The sequence below is a fragment of the Paraburkholderia graminis genome (assembly GCF_003330785.1).
GTDB lineage: Bacteria > Pseudomonadota > Gammaproteobacteria > Burkholderiales > Burkholderiaceae > Paraburkholderia > Paraburkholderia graminis.
Genome location: NZ_CP024934.1, coordinates 1,597,511 through 1,616,568, shown reverse-complemented (window position 1 = coordinate 1,616,568; position 19,058 = coordinate 1,597,511). Strand labels below are relative to the sequence as shown.

Sequence of the window (19,058 nt, the reverse complement as noted above, 5' to 3'; positions counted from 1 at the left end):
GTCAGGCTGCCTGCGTCTCGCAGAGGGCTTTGCCGAACAGCAACTGGCTGCGCAGCGAGGAAATGTCGGTCCGGTTCTGGATCAGCTCGAAGTACCACGCGCCTTCGTTGACGTCGCCATACAGCACGGCGCCGATCACGCGGTTCTCTTCGATCACGAGGCGCTTGTAGACGCCGCGCCGCGGATCGCGCAGCACGAGGTCTTCGCTGTCCGGGCCGCCGATGAAGTCGCCGGCCGAATACAGTTCGACGCCGGTGACCTTGAGCTTGGTGGCAGTCGCGCGCTGCACGTAGCGGCGATGGCCCGCGCCCGCGAGATGCGCGCCGCACACGCGCGCCTGATCCCAGATCGGCGCGACGAGGCCGAAGGTCGCCGTGCGGTGCTGCACGCATTCGCCGACCGCGTAGACGCGCGGATCGTAGGTCTGCAACGTATCGTCGACGACAATCGCGCGCTCGCAATGCAGCCCCGCCTGTTTCGCGAGGTCGATGTTCGGGCGCACGCCGGCCGTCATCACGACGAGGTCCGCGGGAATCTGCGTGCCGTCGGCGAAACGCACGGCGCTCACACGATCCGGTCCGACGATCTCCGCGGTGTTCGCCTTCAGCAGGAAACGCAGGCCCTTGCGCTCGAGCGCCTGTTGCAGCAGGACCGACGCGCTGCGGTCGAGTTGGCGCTCCATCAGGCTGTCCATCACATGCACGACGGTTACCGACATGCCCTGGCGCATGAGTCCGTTGGCGGCCTCGAGCCCGAGCAATCCGCCGCCGATCACCACGGCATGCCGATGATTGCGCGCCGCCTCGAGCATTGTTTCGACATCCTGAATGTCACGAAATGCGATTACGCCAGGCAGATCGTGGCCCGGCACCGGAATCAGGAAAGGCTTCGATCCCGTCGCGATCAGCAGACGGTCATAGCCGACTTCCACGCCGCCTTGCGAACGCACGACGCGGCGCCTGCGGTCGATCGCGATCACCGGGTCGCCCGCATAGAGGCGAATGCCGTTCTCGTCATACCAGTCGCGCGTATTGAGGATGATGTCGTCGACCGTCTTTTCGCCCGCGAGCACCGGCGACAGCAGAATGCGGTTGTAGTTGCCGTACGGCTCGGCGCCGAACACGGTGATGTCGTACAGATCCGGCGCGAGCTTCAGCAGCTCTTCGACGGTGCGCATGCCGGCCATGCCGTTGCCGATCACCACGAGCCGCGGGCGCGCGGGCGCGGCGTGGGAGGCGTGTGACGCGTGCGAGGCGCCTCCCGACAACTGTGCGTCGATCTCGTGTCTCATGCCGCGACCCACACCTTGCCGCTTTCCACCCGCACCGGATACGCGCTGACCGAATTCTCGGGCGCTTCGAGGCACTCGCCGGTGCGCAGATCGAAGTGATGCTTGTAGATCGGCGAGGCCACGACGATGCGCTCGCCGAGGCTGCCGATCAGCCCGCGCGACAGCACGGCCGCGCGCGAGCCCGGGTCGAAGTTGTCGATGGCGTACACGCCGCCCTCACCGTCCGTGACGTGAAATACGGCGACCTGTCCGCCGTTGACGAGCGCGCAGACGCCCGTATTCGGAACGATGTCGTCGAGCGTGCAAACAGGCGTCCAGGTTTGCGGCAAGCGGTCGTGACTCATGGCGGAGTTCCTCTCGGCAACGTTCATGACAAAGGCTTCCTTCATTTGCGATGCGGTACGCGGCATGATGTGTCCGGCAATAAAAAAGCGTCCCGCGGATGCAATCGCCAGTGCGACTGTATTCGGGGGACGCCGTTGTCCAAAACGAGTGATCTAAAACAGAGTGCGTGCTGCAGATGAGCCGGATCGCCTTTGATCCGCAGCCACGTTAAATGCAAGGCTCATGCCATTAGGCGAGAACGCCGCGAAGGCCCCGCGCGGTGGGCTTCTGGCGAGTATTGGAGCGCGCGCCGTGCGCCGTGGGCTGGCGCATTCCGATGCATGAACGCGCGATGATGGTGCGGCGCAGCACCTTGGGCGTGCAACGCTGCCTGGCCGATTGGGCCATGCTCCGGGTCAGCAACGCGACGTTGTAGAAGCCTCGGACGCAAGAACATCCGGCGAAGCGAGCCTCTGCGCGCGACGCACATCGACCGGCAGATCATTGTCTTTCGCGAAGCGCATCACGAAGTCGAATGCGTCGGCACAGACTGCGCGCAGTTCGTCGGAAACGAAAAAGCATTTGATCCCGGCGTCGATCACAGGCATCGCGAGACGCGTGCACGCGATATGAATGCCCGGCCGCTTTTCGCCGACGAAAAGCGTGATGACGCCGGCAAGACGCTCGGGCCAGTCGCCTGGCCGAAAGGTCTTCTGCGAATGCGTGATGCCCTTGATCAGATAGCCCTGAATCGCCCCTTCAATCGGCTCTTGTGTAGTCAGAGGTAGACGGTCCATGCGGGTCTACTCGCCTCCCGATGACGACCGGTCGACGTCGCTCTCGTCGCCCGGCACATCGCGAGCGGCGATCTTGAGTTGCCGGAGCTTGTGATACAGCGTCTTTTTCGGCATGCCGAGCTCGACGCTGGCTTCCGCGACGTTGCCGTTGTGACGCCGCAGCATGTCTTCAATCAGCATGCGCTCGAAGTACGCAAGCTGTTCGCCGAGCGTGCCGCCCTTGCTTGCGTTGCCGCCGGGCGTCAGCAGACTATCGCCGGTTAGTCCGAGCACGAAGCGGTCGGCGACGTTCTGCAACTCGCGCACGTTGCCGCGCCACGAATGCGTCATTAGCTCGGAAAGCTGCGACGCCGATACGATCGGCGCGGGCTGCCCGAAACGGCGCGCGGCCGCGAGCACGAAATGCTCGAACAGCAAGGGCACGTCCTCGCGCCGTTCGCGCAACGGCGGCAATTCGATCTGCGCGACGTTCAGGCGATACAGCAGGTCCGCGCGAAACTGGCCCTCGGTGGAAAGCTGCATGAGGTCGGCCTTGGACGCCGCAACGATCCGGCAATCCACCGATATAGGTTCGTTTGCGCCGAGACGCTCCACGGTGCGTTCCTGCAGCACGCGCAGCATCTTGATCTGCAAGGACACCGGCATGGTTTCGATTTCGTCGAGAAAAAGCGTGCCGCCATGCGCCCATTCGATTTTGCCGATGCGCTTTTTGATCGCACCGGTGAAGGCGCCCGCTTCATGCCCGAACAGCTCGCTTTCGAAAATCTGTTCCGGCAAGCCGCCGCAGTTCAGCGCGACGAAATGCTTGTCGCGTCGCGCGCCGAACTCGTGCAGGCTGCGTGCGATCAACTCCTTGCCCGTGCCGGTCTCGCCGGTGATGAGCACCGACACCGACGTATCCGCCAGACGCAGGATCTTCTTGCGCACCTCGGCGATGGCGGGCGACTTGCCGAGTACGAGCGCCTCGATGCCTTGCCAGTTATCGAGCGCGGCGCGCAAGCCCTGCACTTCGAGCGTGAGGCGGCGCTTTTCGACGGCGCGCGCCACGCGCCGCGCAATATGGTCCGACGAGAACGGCTTTTCGATGAAGTCGTACGCGCCCACCTGCATCGCGCCGACGGCGGTGGAAATATCCGCGTGTCCGCTGATCAGAACGACTGGGATTTGCGGGTCGATCGCCATGACCTTGTCGAGCAATTGCAAGCCGTCGATGCCCGGCATTCTCACGTCGGATACGATCACGAGCGGCGCGCCGGGCGCGACTTCGGCGAGCGCATCGGCCGCACCCGCGTAAGCGGACACGGGCAGGCCCGCGAGCTCGACGGCCTGCTGGACACCGAAGCGCACGTTCTCGTCGTCCTCTACCACGAGAACGCGAATTTCATCTCCCATCGACAACTCCCTTCGCTGACGCAAACTCGATATTGAAGCGCGCGCCGCCTTCATCGCGATTGACGGCGGAAATTTTCGCGCCGAATGCTTCGACGATACGCGACGTGATCGCGAGGCCAAGCCCGAGGCCGTGGCCTCGCGGCTTCGTCGTGACGAACGGCTCGAACAGATGCTCGAGCACTTCGGGCGCGATGCCGGTGCCGCTGTCGGCAATCGAGAACAGCACGCGGCCATTGTCGGCGGACTCGGTTGCTTCGAGCGTAATCACGCGCTGCTCCTGTTCGCGGACCGCGTCGAGCGCATTGCCGAGCAGATTGACGATCACCTGTTGCAACTGGCTCGCCTCCGCACATACCAGCGTGCCCGGCGCCATTCGCACGTCGACTTGCACGGCCTCGTCGCGGATTCGCGCGTCGTAAATGAGCCGCGCATGCGCCACCGCTTCGTTGAGCGACACGGCCACGCGCTCGACAACCGGCTTGCGCGCAAACGCTTTCAATTCGCCGGTGAGCGTGGCCATGTTGTCGACGAGACGCGACACGCGCTCAAGATTCGTGATCGCGTGCGCCGGCTGATCGCGTTCGAAAAACGTGCGCGCGTTATCGCACAGCGTGCGGATCGCGACGAGCGGCTGACTCAGCTCGTGCGTGAGACCCGCAGCCATCTGGCCGAGCACCGCGAGCTTGCCCGCATGCACGACTTCCTGCTGTGACTCGCGCAAGCGCTCTTCAGTCCGTTTGCGCTCGGCGATCTCCTGCTGCATCCGTTCGTTCGTTTGCGTGAGCGCCGCGGTACGTTGCGCGACGGTCGCCTCGAGTTCATCGTTGGCGCGGCGCAATGCGTCCTGCGCTTTCAGCTTCTCCGCAATCGTGCGACGGCGCTGCACCGCGTAAAGCGCATAGAGACCGGCGATCAGAAAGCCGCCCGTCACGAAACCGAGCGCAAGCTCCTGCTGACGCCGCGCGCCCGCGACGTCGAGCAGCACCATGATCGAGTCGCCCGCTTGTGGCGCGGGCCGCGACATCGCGAGATAACGCGTGGTGTGACCGGGGCGGCGCGGGTCAGGAAAGCGGCCGAGCCACGCGCTTGCGCCCCACTCGCCGATGCGCCGATATTGAAGCGGCTCCACGAGGCGGCCCGCGTATTGCCGCGACGCCTGAATCTCGCGCTGCTGTTCCGAAGTGATGGGCCGCAGCGCGGTGAATTTCCACGCCGCCACCGTCGAGATGACGATCACGCCGTTGTGGTCGATGACCATCGCCGCCTCATTCGGCCGGCGCCACGCCGACTCGAGTTCGTCGACGCTGATCTTCACCGCCGCCGCGCCGATCGCCTTGCCGCCGTCGCGCACCGCGCTCGCGAAGTAAAGCCCCGGAATGCCGGTATTGGTGCCGATGCCGAAGAAGCGCCCGCTGCCGCGCGCGAGTGCATCCTTGAAGTAAGGCCGGTACGACACGTTAGTCCCGACGAAGCTCAGCGGCTGGTTCCAGTTGCTCGCGGCGATCACCGAGCCTTGCAGATCGATCACGTCGACCGCGACGCTGCCCGCCTCCTGGTTCACCGCTTCGAGATACGTATTGACGCCCTGCACCAGCGCGGGCGACGCGTGCGGCCCGGCGTTGAGCAACGCACGCACGCTGTCCTGTCGCGCGACGATCGCGGGCATCATCTCGAAGCGCCCTAGTTCGCTTTTCAGGCTCGCGCCGTACAGGTCGAGCTGATGCGCGCCGGCCTCGGCGAGCGCGTCAATCGCGCGATTCCACGCGAGTTCGATTGCCGCCGCGGCCATGCCGGCATACAGCAGTGCCGCGATCGCCCACACCCACAGCGGTATCCCTCTTATTCTCACTTGATGTTCGACCTCGCGAATACCCGATGCCCGACGACGCCACGCGCGCGCCGCACCGGAACGCGACGCGTCAGACACCATGCGCGACCGCGATCAGCGTAACCGTGACGACGATCGCACCGCCGATGCGCGTGGCGATCTGCGCGAACGGCATGAGTTGCATGCGGTTGGCCGCGGTCAGGATCGCGACGTCGCCGGTGCCGCCCTGCCCGCTGTGACAGGCGTTCACGATCGCGGTGTCGATAGGGTACATCTTAAGCTTGCGGGCAACCAGAAAACCGGTGCCCATCAGCGTCGCCACCGTCGCGACGATCGTCACGATATTGGCGATGGTGAAGGCGGCCATCAGCTTGTCCCACGGCGTCATCGCGACGCCGATGGCGAACAGCAGCGGATACGTGACCGCGGTCGAGAAGAACTTGTAGACGACGAACGCGCCTTCCTGCAATTGCGGCGACACGGCGCGCGCGAGCTTGACCAACACGGCGAGAAACAGCATCGCGACCGGCGCGGGCAAGCCGAACAGATTGCGGCACATCAGGCCGAGCAGATACAGCGTGATCGCGGTGATGCCGGCCGCCGCGATATGCGTGACGTCGATATGGCCGCGAATTTCTTCTTCGGCGGGCGCCATTTCGTCGGTCTCGCCGACTTGCAGACGTCCGTCGCCGGTGAGATGCGGAAAGCGCTTGCCGAGCATGTCGAGCGCACCCGACAGAACGATCGCGGTGAGGCTGCCGAGCATGACGGGCGGCAGCACTTGCGCGAACAACTCGCCCTGCGGCAAGTGCATGATTTCCGAATAGCCGATCGACAGCGGAATAGCGCCTTCACCGACACCGCCGGCCATGATCGGCACGACGATATACAAAAGCGTATGGCGCGCGCCGAGCCCGAATGCCGCGCCGACGGCAATGCCGACAATGGCCGCGGCCAGCGAGCCCAGCGCAAGCGGCACGAAGATCTTCACGAAGCCGCGGATCAGCACGCGCCGGTCCATGCTCAGAATGCTGCCGACGATAATCGACGCGATGAAGAGATACAGGAAGTTCGTCGACTTCGTGAACTCGGTCGTGAGATGAAGAATTGGCTTGGGCAGCACGTGGTAGTACGTGAGCGCCGACGGCACGAACGTCGCGCAGATTGCGGCCGCGCCGATGTTGCGCAGAAGAGGCAGACGCTTGCCCAGTTCGGCGCACGTGAAGCCGAAGAATGCGAGCACGGCGATTGCCATCGAAATTTCGCCCGGCATTTTGCCCGTCACCGCAAAGCCGACGATCAGCGCGAGGAGAATGAAATAGACCGGCAGCGGGATGATGCCGATGCGGTATTCCATCAGCTTCCACCAGCCTTCTGGCCAGAAGCGGGTCTTTTCGTTGGACAACGGCGCGGCGTCGAGCGCGGGCGTGGAACGCGAAGCGTCCTGGGTATGGGCGGGTGTGGACAAAACATGTCTCCTTGCTTTGGCGCGCCGCGGTGGCATGGCGGCGTCGCGTTTCGATGCGGATGTCGGCGCATCCGGCTGCGGCTCTTCGAGCCAGGTGCTGGATAAGCTCGGGGAAAACCCGGGCGATCCGTGGAAAATATTGTGGGAAGTGGGAAGCGATGCGCGCGGGTTAGCGCCGCGCGGGTCGATGAGAGTTGGGCTGGGTCATGAGTGTCTCCGTGAGGATCTCGAGTCTTGTGGATTGCGCTCTGGGCGCTCTTGTAGGGGTATAAGGCAAGGCCTATGCCAATGGCGGCCTGATTGCGGATATGTTTTAAGCCATTGATCTAGCGGGCTTTTTTGTGACGTGAGCGGACACCGCAAGCCCCGTGTTCCGAGACTTCAGAATTCGCCGCGGTGGGCAGGCTGAGAGTTCAGCCGTGAGCGTGTGGATGAGCGCGATCCTCTGACGAAAGGAGCGAGCGGCGCGAAGGCCATCTTCGATTGCGTGCTTTCGATATGCGCAAACATTGGTTGGATTTGCGCGGGCGTCGATTTAACGTCGCGAGTTCAACGCGCACCGTGCGCCGCATCTTTCACGCAGAGAGCAAAGACCGATGACCACACGCAAAGATTCGATCGATACACGCAGGCGCCGCCTTCTGCACGGCGCCGCAGCCGGTTTGACGGGCGCCGCGCTCGGCGGCGTACTCTCGCCTATCGCGCCGTTCACGGGCGGCTCCGCTCACGCGCAAGGCGACAGCAAGCGCATCCGCATCGGCTATCAGAAGTACGGCAACTTCGTCGTGCTGAAGGCGCGCGGCACGCTGGAAAAGCGGCTGGCAAGCGAAGGCGTCGCGGTGCAGTGGCTCGAATTTCCGGCCGGCCCGCAGTTGCTCGAAGGATTGAATGCCGGTGCCGTCGATGTCGGCACGGTCGGCGAAACGCCACCCATTTTTGCGCAGGCTGGCCGCGTGGACTTCGTTTATATCGGCAACGAGCCGCCCGCGCCGCGTGGCGAAGCGATCGTCGTCCCGCAGGATTCGCCGATTCGCACGGTGGCGCAATTGCGCGGCAAGAAGGTCGCCTTCAACAAAGGCTCGAATGTGCACTTCCTGCTCGTGAAGGCGCTGCAGCAGGCGGGACTGACGTACGCGGACATCGAGCCGGTCTACCTGACGCCCGCCGACGCGCGCGCCGCGTTCGTGCAAGGCAGCGTGCACGCGTGGGTGATCTGGGACCCGTACCTGGCCGCTATCGAACGGCAGGCGAATGCGCGCACCATCGCGAACGGCGACGGGCTCGTGCGCAATACGCAGTACTACGTCTCGGCGCGCAAGTTCGCGACGGCGCAACCGCGCCTGCTGAATGCGCTGCTCGAGGAAGTGAACGCCGTCGACAGTTGGGGACGCGACAACGTGGCCGAAGTGGCGAGCCTGCTGTCGCCGCTCGTGGGCCTCGACGCGGCCACGCTCGAAGTCGCGCTCAAGCGCACCGGCTACGGCGTACAGCCGATCACCGATGCAACCCTCGCCTATCAGCAGCAGATCGCCGACACGTTCAGCGCGCTGAAGCTGATTCCCGGCAAGCTGAGCGTGGTGGACGCGCGCTGGAAAACAAGCTGATTTGAGGATGTGCGTCCGCGCGCGCCGCATCGTGTGGCGCGCGACGCGCTGCACGTGTGAGACTACCCCGCCGTCCCGTTGTACGCTGCCCGCAGCGCCGCGACGTCGAACTTCACCATTTTCATCATCGCCTCGGCGGCGCGCCGGGCCTTCTCCGCGTCGGGGTCGCCCATCATGCCGATCACATCGTTCGGCGCGATCTGCCATGAGACGCCGAAGCGGTCTTTGAGCCAGCCGCATGCCTCGGGCACGCCGCCGCCTTCCAGAAACGCGTCCCAGTAACGGTCGATTTCCGCCTGATCGGCGCAATTGACCAGAAACGATACCGAGTGATTGAACGGGTCTTTGCCGCTCGAACTCATTGCGAGAAACGGCTGTCCGAACAGCACGAAGTCGACGACTTTCGTCGAGCCGGCGCTCGGCACCTCCGTGACGCGAACCACGCGCGAGTCCGGAAAGACGCTCGTGTAGAAAGCCGCGGCCTCTTCGGCCTCGTTCAAATACCAGAGAAACGGGGTGATCTTCTGAATCGTCATGGCGAGTCTCCTGTCAGGATCGGTCAACTGGCGGCCGAGCCGCATGCCGCTATTAGAACGACGAAGGAGGATCATCCGAATCGACACGACGGCAATAAAAAATTTTCGCCTGCCGTGCTTTCGATTTGACGTGCCAGCTTCGTCGTTGCATCCGGCCGATTATAGACAGCGGAGCACTGCGCGATGTTGATAGCGAGCCGGCATGATCGCCATGCACCAACCTTCATGCGGCGGCAAGGGGTTCGCCCTGGCCGCCGCTTGCGATCATGCCGTGAAGCGACGCATCAAACGATGGTCAGCGTCACGTCGATATTGCCGCGCGTTGCGTTCGAATACGGGCAAACGATATGCGCCTTGTCGACGAGCGCCTGAGCGGCGTCGCGCGGCATGCCCGGCAATGCGATCTTCAGTTCGACTTCGATGCCGAAACCGTTCGGAATTGCGCCGATACCCACGCTGCCGTCGATCGAAACATCCGCGGGAATCGCAATCTTGTCGCGCGCCGCGACGAATTTCATTGCGCCGAGGAAGCACGCGCTGTAGCCGGCCGCGAACAGTTGCTCGGGATTCGCGCCGTCGCCGCCTGCGCCGCCGAGTTCGCGCGGCGTGGTCAGCTTGAAGTCGAGCTTGCCTTCGGGGACGATGGCGCGGCCATCGCGGCCTCCGGTAGCGTGAGCATGAGCGCGATACAGAACTTTTTCGACCGACATGGTGAAGCTCCTTAGTGAACAGGTTTAAAGTCGCCTATCTATGTACAGATAGATGCGATTGCACAGTCAAACGGGTTTTATAAAACTACCACTTACATCATTCAAAGTCTATCTATCACAAGATAGACAACACACCGCAAAAAAAGACAGACGTGCTGCTTTCGGATATGCCCGCTTGACGTCTTACCGAGCTATCCTTACCGACGCCTCGACATCATCCAGCCGGGCCTTGGTATTGAATAACCGGCTCGCCAACACGCTACCTTGAAACGCCGCGAAGAGCGCGCGCGCCGCGTTCTCAGGCTTGCCATTTACCGCCAGCGTACCCGCTTTCGAGCCTTCCGCGAGCACCTTCGCGAGCCACTTCTCGTTCGCCTTGAAGAATGCCTGCACCGCTTGCCGAATATTGTCCGGCAATGTTTCGATGTCCGACGCCAGCATGCCGCACAGGCAGATCTGGTGCCCGTCGCCCAGCGTGCGGCCGAACAGCTTGGTGTACTTGCCGAGCCTGGCCTCAGCGGGCAACGATTCGTCAATCCCTTTCAACGTGTTGAACACTTCGTTGCTATAGGCGTTCACCGCTTCGAGAACGAGGTCGTCTTTCGACGGGAAATAGTAATGAATGCTCGACGTCTTGACGCCGACCAGGCTCGACAGGTCCCGATAGCTAAAGCCGTTATAGCCGCGCATCATGATAAGCGTGATGGCGTGCTCGAGAATCTGTTCGCGCACTGAAGTCGTCGTGTCCATGAACCGAACTCTATCTACCTGCAGATAGATTGTCAAGCACGATTGAATCGGCGGACAGCGTTGCCCGATTGGCATCGGCGAATGGTGTCGCGCGCGGCGACGTGACCGCCGCCGCGCTCTACCCTGCGCTACTGCTTGACCTCGCCAGTCCGCGGCGGCGCCGACGCGCCTTCCGGCGACATGGCATTCGCCCGCTTGTCCATCAGCGTGCCCGGCTTGTTGCCTGGCGCGCCGACGTCCGCCGGCTTATCCACGGCCTGCCCTGCCTGTCCTGGCTGAATCTGTTTTCCGCTTTGCGTACCGCTGTTCGCCGGCGCGTTACCGCTTTGTTGCGAGTAAGCCACGCTGCTCATGCAGACGATCAACGCGATGCCGGCAACCTTGAAGGTTCTCATGTCTGTCTCCCAGTTTCACGGCGCTTGCCGCTTTTTAGAAGCACAGCATGGAGCGTGCCGCGTGCGGAAGCAGGCGCGGTTATTCGATCCGCCGACGTGTGGAAATAGCCGAAGCGGTCGAAATCACGAGATCGGCGAAGCGTTTTTCGTCGCGATCGGCCTGCCAGCGCGAGCGCGCCACGGCGATATTCACCGCGCCGATGCCGCGTCCGTGCGCGTTCGTAATAGCCGCCGCCGTCGAAATATCGCTGACGAAGTACTCGTCTTCCGTATGCGCGTAGCCCTGCTTGCGGATCTGCACGATCCGCTCCTTGATCTTGCGCGGCTGACAAACCGTGGAAGCCGTATAAGCGACGAGATTCGTGCGCGACAGAATGTCGTCGATTTCGCCGTCGGGCAGCGTCGCAAGAATAGCGAGACCCGGCGCCGTGCAATACGCGGGCAGCCGCGAGCCGGTAATGACGTGCGCGTTGAATACATTGCGGCTGACGATGCGCAGCACGAACACAATGTCCGTATCGTCCAGCACCGTGAGGTTGGTCGCCTCTTCCGTCTCCGAGCCGAGTTGCTGCAGATAAGGCGTTGCGCGGCTCACCAGATCGTTCGACGTCAGATAGTGATAGGTGAAGTCGAGAAGCCGCGGCGAGAGTTCGTACTTGCGGCTGTCCGCGTCCTTGAAGAGATAGCCGAGCGCAGCGAGCGTGTAAGTAAAGCGCTGTGTCGCGCTCATGTCGAAGCCCGTGGACGCCGAGATCTCGGAGAGCGACAACTGACGCTTGCTGCCGTCGAACGCGGTGAGCACCTTCATCGCCTTCTCGACCGACTGCACGTAAAGCGGCGACGCGCTCGGGTCGGCTGCCTCCGCGGGCAGCTTTGCCTGCGAAGTGTTGCGCTTGCGTGCGGCTTTGGGCTCGTCGCTCATCACGTCAGTGTCTGTCTGGTTCGAACGGGAAATTATCGCATAGCCCTAACAATCCACCTCTATACGATAACTATTGCGTGACCGTCGCGAGACGGTCCCACGCGTCTTCGGTGTTGCGCGACAGCAGATGCTTCTTCACGCGCTCGCTCGCGGTCAACTCGAACGCGGAGACCGCGCGGTAATAGCGCGGCAACTGGAAGCTCGCAAGGCGCTCTTGCGCCCACGCGTGCAGCGCCGGCCACGCGACCGGCTCGTCCTTGAACTGGACGTTGAGCAGGATATCCTGCTCGCCGATTGCCGACGCGACGCCAATTGCCGCGCTGGCGCGAATCGCCGGATGCGCCGCAAAAATACGCTCGATTTCCCATGCGGACACGTTCTCGCCGCGCACGCGCATGCTGTCCGTCTGCCGGCCGATGAAGAACAGATCGCCGTCCGCATCGCGCCGCGCACGATCGCCGGTGTGAAGCCGCCCGTCGCGCAGCGCGGCTTTCGTCGCATCGGGATTGTTCAGATACGTCGGCAAAAACGTGCCCTCCACTTTGCTCGACAGCACGATCTCGCCGGCTTCGCCGTCTTGCACGCGCTGCCCGTTTTCGTCGAGTAACTCGATGTCGATCCACGGCAACGCGCGGCCGATCGAGCCCGGCTTTCCCGTGAGATTTGCGGTTGCGAAGCTCGAGCATTCGGTCATGCCGTAGCACTCGCGCAGCGAGACCTTGAGCCGCGCCTGAATCGCTTCCCACGACGCCGCGCTCACACCCGCGCCCCACGCGACGCGCAGCGTGTGCGCCGCCGGCTGCTCGCTCTCGGGCAACTGCATCAGAATGTCGAGCACGCCGCCGAGATAATGCAACTGAGTCGCGCCCGCGCGCTCGATCTGCGGCCAGAACTGCGATGCCGAAAAACGCGGCACCGCATGCAACGTCACGTTCTCGAGGAACGGCAGCAGCAGCATTTGCGCGCCGCCGATGTGACACAGGGGCTCCCACAGAAACAGCCGGTCGCCGTCGCGCACATCGGCGACACGCAGCGCCGCCTCGCTCGCGATGCGCATCATCCGGTGCGTGAAGACGACGCCCTTCGGCGCGCCCGTCGTGCCCGACGTGTAGATGATGCACAGCGGATCGTGCACGCCGATCGCGGGCGTCGCGAACGCCGCATGGGTGTCGCTTGCGTCGAACGCAGGCAGACGCGTGCGTTGCGCCGCGCCGCAATCGAGTTGCGCGGTCACCGCGTCGAATTCATCGTCGATCACGAAGAGCTTGGGCTGTGCATGTTGCAGCAGATATTCGAGGCCCGCTGCACGCAGCTTCGTGTTGACGGGCACCCACACAAGCCCGCTGACATGCAGCGCGTAAATCAGGTGAATGTGTTCGGGACTATTGCCGAGCATCGCGGCGACGCGATCGCCCTGTACGAGACCGCGTTCGCCGAACCAGCGCTGCAACTGCGCGACGTGCCGTGAAGCGTCTTCGCAGGTGATCGCGTGATCCTCGAAATGCACGACGGTGCGCGTGGGATCGCGGCGCAATCCTGCCGCGAGCAGCGGCACACAGTCGAGCTCGTCGTTGGCGTGCCGGTGAGCAAAATATTCTGGATAACGATGCATGTGTGAACCGGTTGAATGACCGAAAATTAGCGCGCCTTGCGCTTGAGCCAGGAAGAAACCGCGACGACCAGCGCGATCAGTATCACGAGCGTGGTCGACACGGCCGCGAGCGTCGGCGTGATGGCGAGCTGGATGTCGTCCCACATCTGCTTGGGCAACGTCGAGTTGATGCCGCCGGAGACGAAGATCGCGATAGTCAGGTCATCGAACGAAACGAGGAATGCGAACAGGAACGCGGCGGTCACGCTTGCCATGAGGAGCGGCAACACGATCGACGTGATGCGCCGCAACGGCGACGCGCCCATCACGCGCGCGGCGTCGTCGAGGCGCCAGTCGAAGCGCTGGAAGCCTGCGGCCAGCGTCACGACGACATAGGGAATAGCGAGCACGGTATGGCCGATCACGAGGCCGAGGTTCGTACCCGTCAGCCCAAAGCGCGCGAACAGATACAGCAAACCGACGGCCACCACGATACGCGGCACGATCAGCGGCGCGACCAGCAACGCGAATACGGGCTTGCTCACGCGGCGCGGCATGCGCGTCATCGCGAGCGTCGCGCCGAAGCCGAGCAGCAGCGACAGCAGCGCGGTGCCGAGACCCACTTCGAACGAACGGATCACTGCGCTTTGCCACACCGGCGAATCCATGAACGTGCCGAACCAGCGGATGCTGAAGAGCTTCGGCGGAAACGCGATGTAGTCGCTCTTCGTGAACGCATACGGGATCACGGACAGCACCGGCACCACCAGCACGAGCATCACGACACAGGTGTAAAAACCCAGCGGGCCGAGCGCGCGCGATGCTTCGCCGGCGTGCACCTTGCGGCGCATCGTCAGCGGTGCGAAGACGCGTCCCGCGGTCATCAGCAGCGCGAGCTTGAGCCCTTGCGCACGCGAGCCGCGTTGACGCTCGGCGACTTCGCCGGTCAGCGACGTGAGGCCCACCATCCGGTCGTAGATGAAGAAGATCACGATCGAGCAGACCAGCAGCACGGTCGAGAGCGCGCCGGCAAAGCGCATGTCGAAGAGTTCGAGCACCGACGAGATCACGAGTTGTGCGATCATCGTTTCCTTCGGCGAACCGAGAAGCGCGGGCACGATAAAGAAGCCGAGGCTCGAGATGAAGACGAGCAGACCCGCTGCCGCCACACCGGGCGACGACAGCGGCAGATAGACGGTAAAGAAACTCGTGCTGCGCTCCGCGCCGAGCGTTTCGGCGGCTTGCGTCAAACGGTCGTCGATGCCGCGCATGACGGGCAGCATCGTCATCACGGCGAGCGGCAGCATGGAATGCACCATGCCGATCAGCACGCCGGTCAGCGACGGAATCGTGCCGCTCGTCTCGCTCACGAGACCGAGCGATAGCGCGATGGTCGACAGTACGCCGGTCTTCGACAGCAGCAGCATCCACGCATACGTCTTCACGAGATAGCTGGTCCAGAACGGCAGCATCACCCACAGCAGCCAGCGTTCGCGGGCGCGCTCCGACAGACGGCTCAACAGATACGCGACCGGATAGCCGAGCACGATGGAAAGCGCCGCTGTCATGAACGAAATGGCGAAGGTGATCCATAAAACCTTCGCGTAAACCGGCGTGCGCGCGATGCGCTCGAACTGCGTGAGCCCGATCTGCCCGTCCGCGCCGACGAGCCCGCCTTGCAGAATCTCGCCAACCGGTACGATAAAGAACACGAGCAGAAACAGCAGCGTCGGCACGATAGGCAGAAAGCGCAGGCAGCGCGCGAGCCACATCGAACGGCCGCGCCGCGAGGCTTCGCTTTCGCGATGCGCGTGAAGAGCGATGGTCATTCCGATCCCTTTCAGCTATGCAGAAGCGTCGTGCGATACGGGTCCCACACGAGGCCCACCTTGTCGCCGATACGCGGGGACAGACTGCGTTCGCAACGCACGGTGAGCTCGCTGCCGTCGTTCATCGCGAGCTGCACGCGCGTATCGCTGCCGAAGAACACGACGTCCGCAATCGTGCCGTCGACAAAACCGCTGCGCGGCTCGACGAGACGCGGCGCTTCGGGCCGCACGAGCAGCGTGTGGCGCGCAGCGGAAGCCGCGCCCTTCCCGTTCGTCGCCTTCATCGTATTCATTGCGTTCATTGCGTTCATCGGCAATGGAATGCGGCCGCCGGCTGCGAGCAGGATCGGTTCGCCGCTCGCGCCGCGCGTGTCGTCGAGCGCGCCTTCGAGCAGATTCGAATGACCGATGAAGCCGGCCGCGAAACGCGTCGCGGGGCGGTCGTACAGATCGGCAGGCGTGCCCACCTGCTCGATGCGCGCCTGATTCATCAGGCAGATGCGGTCGGATAGCGTGAGCGCCTCGTCCTGATCGTGCGTGACGTACACGAACGTTGCGCCGAGCTCCTTATGCAAGCGACGAATTTCGCCCTGCATGTGCTCGCGCAATTTTTTGTCGAGTGCGCCGAGCGGCTCGTCGAGCAGAATCACCGACGGCCGGTAGGCGAAGCAACGCGCCAGCGCGATGCGCTGCTGCTGCCCGCCCGACAGTTCCTTCGGAAAGCGCTTCGCGTAGTCGGTCATGCGCACCATCGCGAGCGCGCTGTCCACAGCCGCGCGTACTTCGTCGCGCGACTTGCGGCGCATGCGCAAACCGTACGCGACGTTGTCCCACACGCTCATGTGCGGAAACAGCGCATAGCTCTGGAACACCATGCCGATGCCGCGCTTGCCCGGCTCGACGTGCGTGACGTCGCGCCCGTCGATTTCGATGCGGCCCGCGCTCGGCGCGACGAGCCCCGAGATCATCTGCAGCAGCGTCGTCTTGCCCGAACCCGAGGGACCGAGCAGCGTCAGGAATTCGCCTGCCTGCACGGCGAGATCCGTCGGTTCCAGCGCGAGAGCCTCGCCGTAGCGCTTCGCAATGCCTATCGCCTCGAGTTTGGAGCTCATCGTGCGTCCTTACGAAATGATCCACGAATTGAACCGTTCGGTGACTTTCTGGCGGTTCGCTTCCCACCATTGCGGACTCGGCAGCCGCATGTCGCGAAGATTGTCGGGCGCCGTGGGCAGCAACGTCGCACGCTCTTTCGAAATCGTCTCGAACGCTTTTTTGTTGGTCGGCCCGTAGGCGAGCGTGCGCGTGAGCAGCGCCTGGCGCTTCGCGTCGGCGCAAAAACGCACGAACTGCTTCGCCGCATCGGCACGCGGCGTGCCCTTCGGAATGCCCCAGCCTTCGATCGAATACAGCCCCTGATTCCACACGATCGTGACCGGCGCGCCCGCGTCTTTCGCGGCTTGCGCGCGGCCGTTCCATGTCGAGATCATGTCGACGTCGCCGCTCTGGATCGCCTGCATGGCCTGCGCGCCCGAGGTCCACCAGATGTTGACGTGCGGCTTGATCCTGTCGAGGCTCTTGAACGCGCGGTCGACGTCGAGCGGATAGAGCTTGTCGAGCGGCACGCCGTCGGCGAGCAGCGCCTGTTCGAGCGTGTCGAGCGGACTGCGACGCAGGCAGCGGCGGCCGGGGAATTTCTTCACGTCCCAGAAGTCGGCCCACGATTTCGGGCCGCCGTCCTTGAACTTGTCGGCGCGATACGCAAGCACCGTCGAATACACGTCGACGCCGAGCCAGTTCGGCGTGATCGCTTCGGGCATGAGCTCCGGATAATCGCTCGCTTTCAGGCCGATCGGTTCGAGCAGACCTTTTGCTTCGAGGTACGGAATATCGGCGGAGAGCGTCAGCGTGGTGACGTCCCACACGTAGTTCTTCGTCTGCACCATCGCCGCGAACTGGGCAACGGGCTGCGATTCGCGCGCGACGCTCACGACCTTGATGCCCGTCGCTTTCTCGAACGGATCGTAGAACGCTTCGCGATAGGCGGTCGTGTAGGGACCGCCCGGGTCCGACACCACGATCTGCTTGGCCTGCGCACGCGCGGCGAGCGGCAATGCGCTCGCCACGGCAAGCGCGCCCGCGCCGTGAAGGATGCGGCGGCGCGCCGCGTTGAAGTCTTGCGTCATTGTTCAGGTCTCCGCACTACGGTTGAGATTGGAACGGCTGACTTGCGGTTGCTGTGGGACGGGCCTGACTCGCAGGCCTGATTCGCGAGCCTCGCTCGCGGCGGCTACTTCGCGCGCTTGCTGAAGAACTCTTCCATCATGCGTGCAGGCTCGCCGGAGTCGTACGCTTCGCGCTGAATCCGCTCGCCCGCTTCGATGCAGTCGATGAACCCCGGCTCCGTCATTTCGCGAAAACGCTGCTTGTCGAGGCGCATCGCGACGGGCGGCTTCGCGGCGAGTTCGGTGGCGATTTCGAGTGCCTTGTCGAACACCTTGTCTTCGTCGACGAGGTGATGAATGAGGCCGATGCGATGGCACTCTTCCGCCTCCATCAAACGGCCGGTCAACGTGAGCTCGATAGTGCGCGACATGCCGAGCATCGCGTTCATGATCCACGGGCCCGTGGTGCTCGCGATGCCCGCGTTGATCTCCGGCTGCCCCATGCGCACGCCGGGATGCCCGACGCGAATGTCGCCGAGCAGCGCCACCTGAAATGCGGAGCCCGCAGCCGTGCCGTTCAGCGCCATGACGAGCGGCTTCGACAGGCTGCGCAGCGCCGTGTAGTAACGCTGCCATTCCTTGACCCACGCGACCGCGCGTTCGCCGTCGAAATCATGCGCTTCCGACAGGTCCTGGCCCGCCGAGAACGCGCGATTGCCCGCGCCCGTCATGATGATCGCCGCGACCTCCGGGTCACGGTTAAAGCGCTCGAGCGCGTCGATGATCGTCTCGCGCATCGGCGTCGTCCACGCGTTCAGGCGCTCGGGACGGTTCAGGGTGATGACCGCGACGCGGCCGTGATTCGAGAACAGCACGTCATTGCTCATGATTTATCGCATCGCAATAGTTGATGGTGTATAGCAATATAGGCGCGTCAAAATCATGATGCAACCGGGTTTACCAGAGAGATGGAGAGGTCGACGAAAACCGGGCGGGTGCGCGTGAAGCGCGGGCGCCGGGAGAGACTTAGTCGTGTTGCGAGGGGGAAGGCGCGCCGCCTGTCGTCAGGTCAAAGGCGTCTGACGAACGCAGAGACTTGCGACTGCGAGGCGCAAAGAAAAAAGCCGCAGACAAAGCTGCGGCCAAAAAACAAACACACACGCCGAACGTTTGGGAACGCTGACGCCTTACAAATCGTAGCCATGTTTACCCGCGCTGGAAATCGGGTATTTCGTATGAATGGTTAGCGTTGTGCCGTCAAATGCTTCCGGCGCGTGCTGTTCCCGCATGCGGCGTTTTGTGCAGGTCGCGAAAAAACAACGATCCACTCCGACGTCGGGCGCGGCGCGTCGAGCGGTCAGGCCGGAAGCTTGCTTTTGAACCTGCATTCATGACCGGGACGGCAAAACGCGAACCGGTCTTATCGATCACTGCAGGCCGACGAAATAGCAAGCGACGC

The 19,058-nt window shown here is 63.4% G+C and carries 17 protein-coding genes; 1 reads left to right on the top strand and 16 read right to left on the bottom strand.

From position 1 onward, the window contains the following. Position 1 precedes the first annotated feature (1 nt). The 6 genes from CUJ91_RS07170 to CUJ91_RS07145 form a co-directional block, all read right to left on the bottom strand. Complete coding sequence (locus CUJ91_RS07170) at positions 2-1,291, bottom strand: NAD(P)/FAD-dependent oxidoreductase (protein ID WP_053857937.1); 1,290 nt, start codon at positions 1,289-1,291, stop codon at positions 2-4. Further along, on the bottom strand, positions 1,288-1,635 hold the full coding sequence (gene nirD, locus CUJ91_RS07165; RefSeq protein ID WP_107708508.1) for a nitrite reductase small subunit NirD: 348 nt from the start codon (positions 1,633-1,635) through the stop codon (positions 1,288-1,290). Before nirD ends, CUJ91_RS07170 begins: the two co-directional genes overlap by 4 nt. A 396-nt stretch (positions 1,636-2,031) precedes the next feature. Further along, positions 2,032-2,412: a DUF3579 domain-containing protein gene (locus CUJ91_RS07160; RefSeq protein WP_029969264.1), complete on the bottom strand. Its 381-nt coding sequence runs from the start codon at positions 2,410-2,412 to the stop codon at positions 2,032-2,034. Positions 2,413-2,418: 6 nt separating this feature from the next. Then, positions 2,419-3,804, bottom strand: a complete 1,386-nt coding sequence (locus CUJ91_RS07155; protein WP_029969263.1) for a sigma-54-dependent transcriptional regulator — start codon at positions 3,802-3,804, stop codon at positions 2,419-2,421. Then, positions 3,794-5,734 carry a sensor histidine kinase gene (locus tag CUJ91_RS07150; protein WP_244230981.1) on the bottom strand — a complete coding sequence of 647 codons (1,941 nt, stop codon included), beginning with the start codon at positions 5,732-5,734 and terminating at the stop codon, positions 3,794-3,796. The genes CUJ91_RS07155 and CUJ91_RS07150 overlap by 11 nt, the downstream gene beginning before the upstream one ends. Then, positions 5,724-7,100, bottom strand: a complete 1,377-nt coding sequence (locus CUJ91_RS07145) for a 2-hydroxycarboxylate transporter family protein (protein ID WP_107708350.1) — start codon at positions 7,098-7,100, stop codon at positions 5,724-5,726. The genes CUJ91_RS07150 and CUJ91_RS07145 overlap by 11 nt, the downstream gene beginning before the upstream one ends. Positions 7,101-7,696: 596 nt before the next feature. Here CUJ91_RS07145 and CUJ91_RS07140 point away from each other — a divergent pair. Then, on the top strand, positions 7,697-8,704 hold the full coding sequence (locus CUJ91_RS07140; protein ID WP_006051076.1) for a sulfonate ABC transporter substrate-binding protein: 1,008 nt from the start codon (positions 7,697-7,699) through the stop codon (positions 8,702-8,704). Positions 8,705-8,766: 62 nt separating this feature from the next. Here the strand turns inward: CUJ91_RS07140 and CUJ91_RS07135 are convergent, their stop codons facing one another. The 10 genes from CUJ91_RS07135 to CUJ91_RS07090 all read right to left on the bottom strand — a co-directional run bounded on the left by CUJ91_RS07135 (position 8,767) and on the right by CUJ91_RS07090 (position 18,486). Beyond that, positions 8,767-9,240, bottom strand: coding sequence for a VOC family protein (locus CUJ91_RS07135; RefSeq protein ID WP_107708352.1), 474 nt, complete (start codon positions 9,238-9,240; stop codon positions 8,767-8,769). A gap of 284 nt (positions 9,241-9,524) precedes the next feature. Next, positions 9,525-9,950, bottom strand: a complete 426-nt coding sequence (locus CUJ91_RS07130) for an organic hydroperoxide resistance protein (RefSeq protein WP_006051078.1) — start codon at positions 9,948-9,950, stop codon at positions 9,525-9,527. A 183-nt stretch (positions 9,951-10,133) separates the two neighbouring features. Next, complete coding sequence (locus tag CUJ91_RS07125; protein ID WP_107708354.1) at positions 10,134-10,700, bottom strand: TetR/AcrR family transcriptional regulator; 567 nt, start codon at positions 10,698-10,700, stop codon at positions 10,134-10,136. A gap of 128 nt (positions 10,701-10,828) precedes the next feature. Next, the gene (locus tag CUJ91_RS07120; RefSeq protein WP_029969256.1) at positions 10,829-11,095 is read right to left on the bottom strand and encodes a hypothetical protein; all 267 of its coding nucleotides are present in this window, start codon (positions 11,093-11,095) and stop codon (positions 10,829-10,831) included. A gap of 79 nt (positions 11,096-11,174) precedes the next feature. Then, positions 11,175-12,017, bottom strand: a complete 843-nt coding sequence (locus CUJ91_RS07115) for an IclR family transcriptional regulator (protein ID WP_107708356.1) — start codon at positions 12,015-12,017, stop codon at positions 11,175-11,177. Positions 12,018-12,087: 70 nt separating this feature from the next. After that, positions 12,088-13,629: an AMP-binding protein gene (locus CUJ91_RS07110; protein WP_107708357.1), complete on the bottom strand. Its 1,542-nt coding sequence runs from the start codon at positions 13,627-13,629 to the stop codon at positions 12,088-12,090. Positions 13,630-13,655: 26 nt separating this feature from the next. Further along, a complete protein-coding gene (locus CUJ91_RS07105; protein ID WP_107708359.1) occupies positions 13,656-15,437 on the bottom strand; it encodes an ABC transporter permease subunit in 1,782 nt (593 codons plus the stop codon). Positions 15,438-15,448: 11 nt separating this feature from the next. After that, complete coding sequence (locus CUJ91_RS07100) at positions 15,449-16,549, bottom strand: ABC transporter ATP-binding protein (RefSeq protein WP_107708361.1); 1,101 nt, start codon at positions 16,547-16,549, stop codon at positions 15,449-15,451. A gap of 9 nt (positions 16,550-16,558) precedes the next feature. After that, on the bottom strand, positions 16,559-17,620 hold the full coding sequence (locus tag CUJ91_RS07095; protein ID WP_006053144.1) for an ABC transporter substrate-binding protein: 1,062 nt from the start codon (positions 17,618-17,620) through the stop codon (positions 16,559-16,561). Positions 17,621-17,724: 104 nt separating this feature from the next. Next, positions 17,725-18,486, bottom strand: a complete 762-nt coding sequence (locus CUJ91_RS07090) for an enoyl-CoA hydratase/isomerase family protein (RefSeq protein WP_006053145.1) — start codon at positions 18,484-18,486, stop codon at positions 17,725-17,727. Between the last annotated feature and the right edge of the window lie 572 nt (positions 18,487-19,058).